The following is a 10028-nucleotide window of genomic DNA, read 5'->3' on the forward strand; positions in this document are numbered from 1 at the left end:
GGTCATGAGTCCCCTCGGTCCTGCTCGCTCGGGCCGCCGGGTGCGGCCGCGCCGAATCGTCGGTCGAATGGTCCAGGCGCCGTCCGTCGTGCGGAATGGGGTCAGCACTACGTCTGGAATCGCCCTTCGGGGGTGCTACCTCCCCTTGTCGAACGGACAGTATCCGTTACGCCATGTGGTGGAAGTTCTCACGGGGAAGCGTGTGACGGTTGGGAACATGTCGCTCGAATGGCACAGTCCTCTCGGCCTCGTCGGTGATCATCGGCGGCCAGAGGGGGAGGTGTCGTGCGGGTCGGGCGCGCGGTGCTCGTGGTGGTGCTGTCGGCCGCTCTGGCGTTCACCGCCGGGACGCCGGCAGCGTTCGCGCAGCCGTCCCCGCAGCCCCCGCCCAACCCCAGCAACCAGGACCTGCAGAACAGCCGCGACGCCGTCGACAGCAGGTCGGCGCAGGTCGCGCAGCTGACGGGACGGCTCGCTGACCTGCAGGCCGAGGCCGACGACCTCCAGATCCAGGTCGCCGAGCAGCACGAGTCGGCCAACGCCGCGCAGGACACGTTCGACACCGCCCAGTCGGCCGCCGAGGCCGCCGCGCAGCGGGCCCTGCAGGCGCGGTCGGAGACCGAGGCGGCGGGTGCGGCGATCGACGCGGCCCGCACCCGGCTGGACGACTTCGTCGCCTCCACATATCAAGGTGGTCTCGATCTGGGGCCACTCGGGTTACTGACGTCGGCGAGCGGTCCGGAGGACTTCGTCGACCGCGCGCAGCTGACCGAGGCGATCACCCAGCAGCAGACGTCCGCGCTCGACGCGTTGCAGCGCGCCCGCGCCGAGAAGGCCAACGCCGACTCCACCGCCCGCGCCGCCCAGGAGGAGGCCGACCGGCAGGCCGCAGCCGCCGCCGCGGCCAAGCAGGCCGCCGACGCGGCGCTCGCGCAGGCCCGGCAGGCCGCGGCCGCGCAGCTCCAGCGGTTGCAGGAGGTCTCGGCGCAGCAGGACGAGGTGCAGCGCCAGCTCGACGCCGCCCAGAACGCCGACGCCGGGCTGCGGGCCCAGCGGCAACGGTTCGACGACTGGCAACGCCAACAGGCCGAGGCCGAGGCGGCCCGCCAGCGCGCCGAGCAGCAGGCCGCCGCGGCCCGCGCGGGCACGGCGCCGCCGCCGTCCGCGCCGCGCACCGGTGGTTCGGTGCAGGTCGTCATCGACCGGGCGATGTCGCAGCTCGGCGTCATCTACGCCTGGGGTGGCGGCACGGCACGGGGCCCGAGCCTCGGTATCCGCGACGGCGGCGTCGCCGACGCCAACGGCGACTACAAGAAGATCGGTTTCGACTGCTCCGGGCTGATGCTCTACGCCTTCGCCGGCGTGGGGATCCGCTTGCCCCGCTACAGCGGCAACCAGCACGCGGCGGGCAAACAGGTCCCGTTGTCGCAGATGAGGCCCGGCGACATGCTCGCCTGGGCACGCAACGGCCGCGTCTACCACATCGCGCTCTACATCGGGAACGGCAAGATGGTCGAGGCGCCGTACTCGGGTGCGCGGGTCCGGGTGAGCCCGGTGCGCTACGCGGGGCTGCTGCCGACTGTCGCGAGGATGCTCTGAGGCTCGCCCGCTCGGGGAGGGCTCACGGTCGTCACACGGTGCAGACGGTTGGATGGGCGGCGTGAGCGTGCCCGAGTCCGTGCCCCCCGGCCCGCCGGCGTCGACCCCGGCCTCGAACCCGGCCTCGAACCCCGGGACCCCTCCCGCAGCCGGCGAGGAGAGCCCCGCGACGCCGGCGCGCGACGCCGAGCTGATCGAGCGCGTGGTCTTCGAGGTCAAGCGGGTCATCGTCGGGCAGGACCAGCTCGTCGAACGCATGCTGGTCGGGTTGCTGGCCAAGGGCCACCTGCTCATCGAGGGTGTCCCCGGCGTCGCGAAGACGCTCGCGGTGGAGACGGTCGCGACGGTCGTCGGCGGCTCGTTCGCGCGACTGCAGTTCACCCCGGACCTCGTGCCGGCCGACATCCTCGGTACCCGCATCTACCGGCAGGGCCGCGAGGAGTTCGACGTCGAGCTCGGCCCGGTCGTCGCCAACTTCGTGCTGGCCGACGAGATCAACCGCGCGCCCGCCAAGGTGCAGTCGGCGATGCTCGAGGTGATGGCCGAGCGGCACGTGTCCATCGGCGGGCGCACGTTCCCGATGCCCGACCCGTTCCTCGTGCTGGCCACCCAGAACCCGATCGAGAACGAGGGCGTCTACCCGCTGCCCGAGGCGCAGCGCGACCGGTTCCTGTTCAAGATCGTCGTCGACTACCCGGGTGTCGAGGAGGAGCGGGAGATCGTCTACCGGATGGGCGCGGAGCCGCCCGTCGCGAACCGGGTGATCGACCCGGCGGTCCTGACGCGGCTGCAGGCCACGGCGTCGCGGGTGTTCGTGCACCACGCCCTGGTCGACTACGTCGTGCGGCTCGTGGTGGCCACGCGCACGCCGGCCGAGCACCTCCTGTCCGACGTCGCGGGCTGGGTGGCCTACGGTGCGTCGCCGCGCGCGACGCTGGGGATCGTGGCCGCCGCCCGTGCCCTCGCCCTGCTGCGGGGACGCGACTACGTGCTGCCCCAGGACGTCCTCGACGTCGCCCCCGACGTGCTGCGCCACCGCCTGGTGCTGTCCTACGACGCGGTGGCCGACCAGGTGCCGGTCGACCACATCGTGTCGCGGGTGCTGCAGACGGTGCCGTTGCCGCAGGTCAGCGCGCGGCCGCAGTACAGCCCGGCGGGTGCCGCGACGTGAGTCCGGGCCCACCCGCCGGCCGTGCGGCGCCCGGTGCGCGCCGGCAGGCGACGGCGCCGCCGTCGTTGCGCGACGGGCGGCTCGACGCTGCGCTGCGCAACCTGGAGCTGACGGTCCGCGGCCGTCTCGACGGGTTGCTGCAGGGCAACCATCTGGGGCTCGTGCCAGGGCCGGGCAGCGAGCCGGGCGAGGCGCGGGTCTACCAGCCCGGCGACGACGTGCGTCGCATGGACTGGGCCGTCACCGCCCGCACCACCGAGGCGCACATCCGCGAGACGGTCGCCGACCGCGAACTGGAGACGTGGGTGGTGCTCGACCTCTCGGCGAGCCTCGACCTGGGCACGGCCTCGTGCGAGAAGCGCGACCTGGCCGTCGCCGCGGTGGCGGCGATCGCGCACCTGACCCGCGGGGGCGGCAACCGCATCGGCGCGATCGTCGCGACGGGGGAGCGGACCGTCCGCATTCCCGCCCGCGGTGGCACCGCACACGCCCGCGGGCTGGTCCGCCGGGCCGCCGAGCTGCCGCGCGCCCCCGAGGGCACCCGCGGTGACCTCGCCGAGGCCCTGGAGCAGCTGCGCCGCCCGCCCCGGCGTCGTGGCCTGGCCGTCGTCGTCTCGGACTTCCTGGGCGAGCCGACGTGGGAACGCGCGATGCGCGGCCTGTCGGCCCGGCACGATCTGCTGGCCGTCGAGGTGCTCGACCCGAGCGAGCTCGACCTGCCCGATGCCGGCACCGTCGTCCTCGCCGACCCCGAGACCGGGCGTCAGCGCGAGGTCCAGGTGACGCCGCTGCTGCGCCGTGAGTTCGCCGCGGCGGCGGGCGCGCACCGCGACCGGGTCGCCACGACGCTGCGCCGCTGCGGTGCCGCCCAGCTCACGCTGCGCACCGACTCCGACTGGATCGCCGACATCGTGCGGTTCGTCCTGGCCCGCAAGCGCACCTCGTCCGGGGGCGGACGGTGACGTTCGCACACCCGTGGTGGCTGCTCGCCCTGCTCGTCGTCGCCGCGCTCGTCGCGGGATACGTGTGGCTGCTGCGCCGGCGTCGTCGCGACGTCGTCAAGTTCACCAACCTCGAGCTGCTCGACAGCGTCGCCCCGAAGCGCCCCGGCTGGTACCGGCACGTCCCCGCGGCGGCGATGATCCTCGCGCTGGCGGTCCTGGTGGTCGCGATCGCCGGCCCGCAGGCCGACGCCCGGGTGCCGCGCAACCGCGCCACGGTCGTCCTGGTGATCGACGTCTCGCTGTCGATGCAGGCCACCGACGTCGCGCCCAACCGGCTCGCGGCCGCGCAGGCGGCGGCGAAGTCGTTCGCCGACCAGCTCACCCCCGGCATCAACCTCGGGCTCGTGTCGTTCTCGGGCACCGCCGCCGTGCTGGTGTCGCCGACGACCGACCGCACCGGGGTCAAACAAGCCGTCGACGGGCTGAAGCTGTCCGAGTCCACCGCCACCGGTGAGGCGATCTTCGCCGCGCTGCAGTCGATCGACTCGTTCTCCCGCACCGTCGCCGCGTCGGACGCCGAGGGCCCACCGCCCGCGCGCATCGTCCTGATGAGCGACGGGAAGCAGACCGTCCCCGGCCCCGACGGCGAGAACGAGCCCCGCGGGTCGTTCACCGCGGCCCGGCAGGCGGCTACCGAGAAGATCCCTGTGTCGACGATCTCGTTCGGCACCGAGTACGGCACGATCGACATCGAGGGCGGCCGGACGAGGGTCGCCGTCGACGACGCGTCGATGCAGGAGATCGCGGCCCTGTCGGGCGGACAGTTCTTCACCGCGGCGTCGGAGGGCGAGCTCCGGCAGGTGTACTCCGAGCTGGGCGAGCAGATCGGGTACGAGACGCGGCGCGTCGACACCAGCCGGCCGTGGCTCATGGGTGGTGCGCTGCTGCTCGTCCTCGGCCTCGGCGCGGGCATCGCGATGGGCCGCAGGCTGCCCTGACGGGTGCACTAGATTCTCCGCACGTGGGACGAAGCGTGCTGGTGACCGGAGGAAACCGCGGGATCGGGCTCGCGATCGCGAAAGCGTTCGCCGCCCAGGGGGACCAGGTGGCGGTGACGTACCGCAGCGGCGTCGACGGCCTGCCCGACGACCTGCTGCCCGTGCAGTGCGACGTCACCGACGCCGACGCCGTCGACCGGGCGTTCACCGAGGTCGAGGAGAAGCACGGCAACGTCGCGGTGCTGGTGTCCAACGCGGGCATCACCGACGACGGGCTGCTCATGCGGATGAGCGAGGACTCGTTCACCCGTGTCGTCGACGCCAACCTGACCGCCGCGTACCGCGTCGCCAAGCGGGCCTCGCGCGGGATGCTGCGCGCCAAGGGCGGCCGCATGATCTTCGTGTCCTCGGTCGTCGGGCTGCTGGGCTCGGCCGGGCAGGTCAACTACGCCGCCTCGAAGGCCGGGCTCGTCGGCCTCGCCCGCTCGGTCGCCCGCGAGCTCGGCTCGCGCGGCATCACCGCCAACGTCGTGGCGCCCGGGTTCGTCGACACCGACATGACCCGCGCGCTGCCCGACGCCCGCCGCGCCGAGATCGTCGCCCAGGTCCCGCTCGGCCGCTACGCCGCCGTCGAGGAGGTCGCCTCCGCCGTCACGTGGCTGGGCTCCGCCGAGGCCGGCTACGTCACCGGGGCCGTGATCCCGGTCGACGGCGGCCTCGGCATGGGCCACTGATCTCCTTCCTTCCTCCCCCTAGAAAGGGTCCTGATGGGACTGCTCGACGGTAAGCGCCTGCTGGTCACCGGTGTGATCACCGACGCCTCGCTGGCCTTCCACGCGGCGAAGATCGCCCAGGAACAGGGCGCCCAGGTGGTGCTGACCGGCTTCGGCCGGATGCGGCTCGTGGAGCGCATCGCGCAGCGGCTGCCCGAGGCCGCCCCGGTCGTCGAGCTCGACGTGTCCGACGAGTCGCAGCTCTCCTCGCTGGTGGAGCGGATCAGCCCGCACCTGGGCGACGAGCCGGGCCTCGACGGCGTCCTGCACTCCATCGGCTTCGCCCCGGCCACATGCCTGGGCGAGGGTGCGTTCCTGAACGCGCCGTGGGAGGACGTGGCCACGACGATCCAGGTCAGCGCGTACTCGTTCAAGTCGTTGTCGACGGCGCTGCTGCCGCTGCTCGGCCCCGGATCGTCGATCGTCGGGATGGACTTCGACAACCGCCAGGCGTGGCCCGCCTACGACTGGATGGGCGTCGCCAAGTCGACGCTCGAGTCCGTGACCCGTTACCTGGCGCGCGACCTGGGGCCCAAGGGGATCCGCGTCAACCTGTGCGCCGCGGGCCCGGTGAAGACGATGGCCGCCAAGTCGATCCCGGGCTTCGCCGCGTTCGAGGACGCCTGGGACGGTCGCGCCCCGCTGGGCTGGGACGTCAACGACCCGGTGCCCGTCGCGAAGACCGTGTGCGCCATGTTGTCCGACTGGCTGCCCGTCACCACCGGCTCGATGGTGTGGGCGGACGGCGGGTTCCACGCAATCGGGGTATGACGCTTCTGTGAACGTCGATGCTCTGCTGGTGCTCTCGTTCGGTGGTCCCGAAGGCCTCGACGAGGTGCGCCCCTTCCTCGAGAACGTCGTGCGCGGGCGCAACGTGCCGCCCGAGCGGCTCGACGAGGTCGAGGCGCACTACAAGCCCTTCGGTGGGGTGTCGCCGATCAACGCCCGCAACCGCGAGCTGATCGAGGCGATCCGCGCGCGCACCGACCTGCCGGTGTACTTCGGCAACCGCAACTGGCACCCCATGGTCGAGGACACCGTCGCGGAGATGACCCGCGACGGTGTCCGCCGCGCCCTCGTGTTCGCGACGAGCGCCTACGGCGGCTACTCGGCGTGCCGCCAGTACAACGAGGACATCGCCCGCGGCCGCGCCGCCGTGGGGGAGGAGGCGCCGGAGCTGGTGAAGCTGCGGCACTTCTACGACCATCCCGCGTTCATCGGTGCCAACGCCGACGCCGTGCGTGCTGCTCGTTCGTCGTTCCCGGCGGATGTCCGCGACGGCGCCCGCGTCGTGTTCACCGCGCACTCGATCCCCGTCGCCGCCGACGAGACCGACGGCGTCCCCGCCGAGGGCAACCACCGCTACTCCCGGCAGGTCGCCGAGGCGGCCCGGCTGGTCGCCGCCGAGCTGGGTCTCGACGACTACGACCTCGTCTGGCAGTCGCGGTCCGGGCCGCCGCGGGTGCCGTGGCTGACCCCGGAGCCCGAGCCCACCGTCGAGGCCCTCGCGAAGGCCGGCGTGCCGGCGGTCGTCATGGCGCCCATCGGGTTCGTGTCCGACCACGTGGAGGTCGTGTGGGATCTCGACGAGGAGCTGCGCGAGCTGGCTGAGGGTCTGGGTCTCGGGTTCGCCCGCGCCGCGACGGCCGGGCCCGATCCGCGGTTCGCCGACATGGTCGTCGAGCTGATCGCCGAGCACACCTGCGGCGTCGCGCCCCGGGGTCTCGGGGATGTCCCGAAGGCGGGCTGCACCGTCGACGGGGCGCCGTGCGCGGTGGACTGCTGCGGCGCTGAAAGCCTGTGAGTGGCAATAGTCGCTATCGCGACTGTCGCTATCGCGACTATTGCCACTCACGACGCCGGTGCGTCGTCCGGCCGTTGCCGGGCCGCGGCGATGGCGGCCGCGACGAGGTCGGCCGCCGTGGTGTCGCGGGTGCGCATGCCGCGGTCGTAGTGCTCGGTCGTCGTGATCGAGGCGTGGCCGACGTCCGCGCGCACGTGCTGGATGCGGGCGTCCTGTTCCAGTGCGATCGTCACGTAGGCGTGGCGCAGGGCGTGGGGGTGGATGCGGTCGGCGACGTCGGCCAGCTCCGGACCCGCCGCAGCCGCGACCCGGCGCAGCAGCGTGTAGAGGTCGACGCGCGAGCAGCGGTTGCCGTCGCGGGTGGCGACGAGTGGCTCCGAACTCGCGCGGGTGGTGCCGCGACGGGCCGGAGCCGCCGACGCGCCGGCGCGGTCCCGCTCGAGAAGATAATCCGACAGTGCCTGCCGCGCGAGGTCGGTCACGTAGACCTCCCGCCGCACACCTCCCTTGCCGTGTACCCGTAACACCTGGTCACCGCCGGTGCGGACAAGGTCGTCGCGGTCGAGGCCGGTGAGCTCGGAGATCCGTAGCCCCAACGTCAGCAGGGCGACGACCGCGCGGGCCCGGGTCGCGTACAGCGCCCGGGTCGCGGGCCCGTGCCGCAGCGTCGTCGACGCGTCGAGCAGCGCGGCGACCTGCGCCGCGGTCAGCCGGATAGTCGGCGACGGCTCCCGCGTGCTGACGACGAGCCCCAGCCGCCGACGGTCGATCGCCGCGGGGTTGGCCGTGACGGCCCCGGTCTCGGCGAGGTGCCCGTACAGCGCGGACAGCGTGGCGAGCATCCGCTGCCGTGTCCGTCGCGCAGCGCCTGCGGACGACAGGGCGTGCAGCCAGGCCTTGACGTGTGCGGACGTCGCCTGCCGGGGGTCGAGGTCGCGGGTGGCGCACCAGCGGAACCAGGCCAGGGCGTGCAGCGGGCCGGGGGCGGCGGCGGGTGGCCTTCGTGTCGTGTCGCCGCCGGTCGTGTCGCCGCCGGTCGTGTCGCCGCCGGGCGTGGCGCCGCCGAGGGCGTCGACCCACGCGACGGGGAGCCCCAGCGCGTAGGCGTAGGTCCGGCGGGTGCCGGCGTTGTCGTACTGGGAGAACCAGTCGAGCAGCTGCGCGCGCAGGACGTCCGGGTCGGCGACGCCGGGCCACTCGTCGCCGGGCCGTTCCGCGACGGCTCGGCCGGACGGTGCGCTGCCTGTCTCCAGCACCAGCAGGGGGTCGTCGATCACCGGTCCATCGTGGCGGGCCTCCGCGTCCCCGCGTGGCTGCCACGCCGAGTTCACCAACGAAACGATGGTTTCGTTGGTGTGGCACTTCAGTTGAAGAAACGCCGAACTAGTTACCGAGTTTCGAAACGACGAACAGATACGGTTCGGCGGTGATCGACGAGCTGGTCAGATGCGGATACAGCCGCTGCCGCGCCGAGCTGCCCCCTCCCGGACCCCAGGGCGGGCGGCGCCGCTCCTTCTGCCGCGACACCCGCTGGGACGGCGGCCGCACCTGCGCGCAGATGGCGCGCGCCGAACGCGACGCACTCACCTCGCTGGGCCTCGACGCCGGCTCCGGCGCGTTCCGCATCGACGCCGACCGGCTCCGCGAGCACCTCGACGGCCTCCGCGGCCCCCTCGACGAGCTGCGCGGCATGCTCGACGCCGTCAACACCCGGCTCGACGAGGTGCAGCGCGACGCGGTCGCCGCCGTCGACACCGCGCACCAGCAGGTGGCCGAGGCCGACAAGGCCCGCCTCGCGGCCGAGGAACAGCGCGACGAGGCCGTCGCCCGGGCCCGGCGCAGCGCCGAGGCCGCCGAGAAAGCCGCCGCCGACCGCGCCGACGCCGTCACCCGCGCCCAGGCCGCCGCCCGGCAGGCGCTGGAGGCCACCGAGGCGCTCGGAGCGGCGCGGCAGGCGGCGGAGGACGCGTCGACCGCTCGCGCCGCCGCCGAGGACCGGGCCGGTGCAGCCGATGCCCGAGCGGTGGCCGCGCAGCGGGAAGCACACGACGCGGGCCTCACCGCACGGGAGGCGACGGGGGAGCGGGACGCCGCCCGCGCCCGCGCCGAGGACGCCCTCGCTGCTGCGGCCGCAGCCCGCGACGACGCGGCGACCTCCCGGGCAGCCACGGCCGCGGCGATGGCGGACGCGGCGGCTGCTCGCGCAGCGGTCGAGGCTGCCGAGCGTGCGCTCGACGACGCGCGTGCCCGGGCAGCGGCGGATGCCCAGCAGTGGGAGCGTGACCGGGAACGGCTGCGTGCGGAGGTCAGGCGGGCGACGGAGCGCGCCGAACGCGAAGCGGCCGAACGCGAAGCGGCCGAACGCGAAGCGGCCCAGCGCGAAGCGGCCCAGCGGGAGGCGCAGCAGGAGGTCGCCCGACGCGACGCCGAGCAGGCCGCGGAGGCGCCGCGGCAGCTGCACCCGGACGACCTGGCGGCGCTCGTCGCGGCGGTGCGGTCGACGTCGTGACGGGTCGGGGCCGACAGACACCGGACGTGTCATGAGAGCTGCGCAGACGCGCTGACGACACGTTCGCGGGCTGTCGCAGCACCGAGCGTGTCACCGGAGTCGCCGGACAGCGCTCGTCACACGCCCGGCGATCCGCGACGCGGCCACGCGACGTCGGCACACACGACGACGCCCCGGCGACGCGAACGAACGGCGACGCGAACGAACGGCGACGCGAACGAACGGCGACG

The 10028-nt window shown here is 73.8% G+C and carries 9 protein-coding genes; 8 read left to right on the forward strand and 1 reads right to left on the reverse strand.

What is annotated here, in order from left to right:
* The first annotated feature begins 285 nt into the window (after positions 1–285).
* The 7 genes from PSU4_RS29730 (at position 286) to PSU4_RS29760 (ending at position 7289) form a co-directional block, all read left to right on the forward strand.
* On the forward strand, positions 286–1599 hold the full coding sequence (locus PSU4_RS29730) for an NlpC/P60 family protein (RefSeq protein WP_147115817.1): 1314 nt from the start codon (positions 286–288) through the stop codon (positions 1597–1599).
* Between the two features lie 61 nt (positions 1600–1660).
* Positions 1661–2770, forward strand: a complete 1110-nt coding sequence (locus tag PSU4_RS29735; protein WP_147115819.1) for an AAA family ATPase — start codon at positions 1661–1663, stop codon at positions 2768–2770.
* The gene (locus PSU4_RS29740; protein ID WP_147115821.1) at positions 2767–3732 is read left to right on the forward strand and encodes a DUF58 domain-containing protein; all 966 of its coding nucleotides are present in this window, start codon (positions 2767–2769) and stop codon (positions 3730–3732) included. Before PSU4_RS29735 ends, PSU4_RS29740 begins: the two co-directional genes overlap by 4 nt.
* Positions 3729–4712, forward strand: a complete 984-nt coding sequence (locus tag PSU4_RS29745; RefSeq protein WP_147115823.1) for a VWA domain-containing protein — start codon at positions 3729–3731, stop codon at positions 4710–4712. Before PSU4_RS29740 ends, PSU4_RS29745 begins: the two co-directional genes overlap by 4 nt.
* Before the next feature lie 23 nt (positions 4713–4735).
* Positions 4736–5446, forward strand: coding sequence for a 3-oxoacyl-ACP reductase FabG (gene fabG, locus PSU4_RS29750; RefSeq protein ID WP_147115825.1), 711 nt, complete (start codon positions 4736–4738; stop codon positions 5444–5446).
* Positions 5447–5479: 33 nt separating this feature from the next.
* Complete coding sequence (fabI, locus tag PSU4_RS29755; protein WP_147115827.1) at positions 5480–6256, forward strand: enoyl-ACP reductase FabI; 777 nt, start codon at positions 5480–5482, stop codon at positions 6254–6256.
* A 7-nt stretch (positions 6257–6263) separates the two neighbouring features.
* Positions 6264–7289, forward strand: coding sequence for a ferrochelatase (locus tag PSU4_RS29760; protein ID WP_147115829.1), 1026 nt, complete (start codon positions 6264–6266; stop codon positions 7287–7289).
* A gap of 47 nt (positions 7290–7336) precedes the next feature.
* Here the strand turns inward: PSU4_RS29760 and PSU4_RS29765 are convergent, their stop codons facing one another.
* Positions 7337–8566 carry a tyrosine-type recombinase/integrase gene (locus PSU4_RS29765; RefSeq protein WP_147115831.1) on the reverse strand — a complete coding sequence of 410 codons (1230 nt, stop codon included), beginning with the start codon at positions 8564–8566 and terminating at the stop codon, positions 7337–7339.
* A gap of 149 nt (positions 8567–8715) precedes the next feature.
* Between PSU4_RS29765 and PSU4_RS29770 the strand changes: the two genes are divergently transcribed.
* A complete protein-coding gene (locus PSU4_RS29770) occupies positions 8716–9798 on the forward strand; it encodes a response regulator receiver protein (RefSeq protein WP_147115833.1) in 1083 nt (360 codons plus the stop codon).
* The last annotated feature ends 230 nt before the right edge of the window (positions 9799–10028 follow it).

The sequence above is a fragment of the Pseudonocardia sulfidoxydans NBRC 16205 genome (genome assembly GCF_007989085.1).
In the GTDB taxonomy this organism is placed as follows: domain Bacteria; phylum Actinomycetota; class Actinomycetes; order Mycobacteriales; family Pseudonocardiaceae; genus Pseudonocardia; species Pseudonocardia sulfidoxydans.

What these genes read in the sequence shown, in the direction of transcription:
- fabI (WP_147115827.1), top strand. Translation starts at nt 5,480, where the DNA reads ATGGGACTGCTCGACGGTAAGCGCCTGCTGGTCACCGGTGTGATCACC.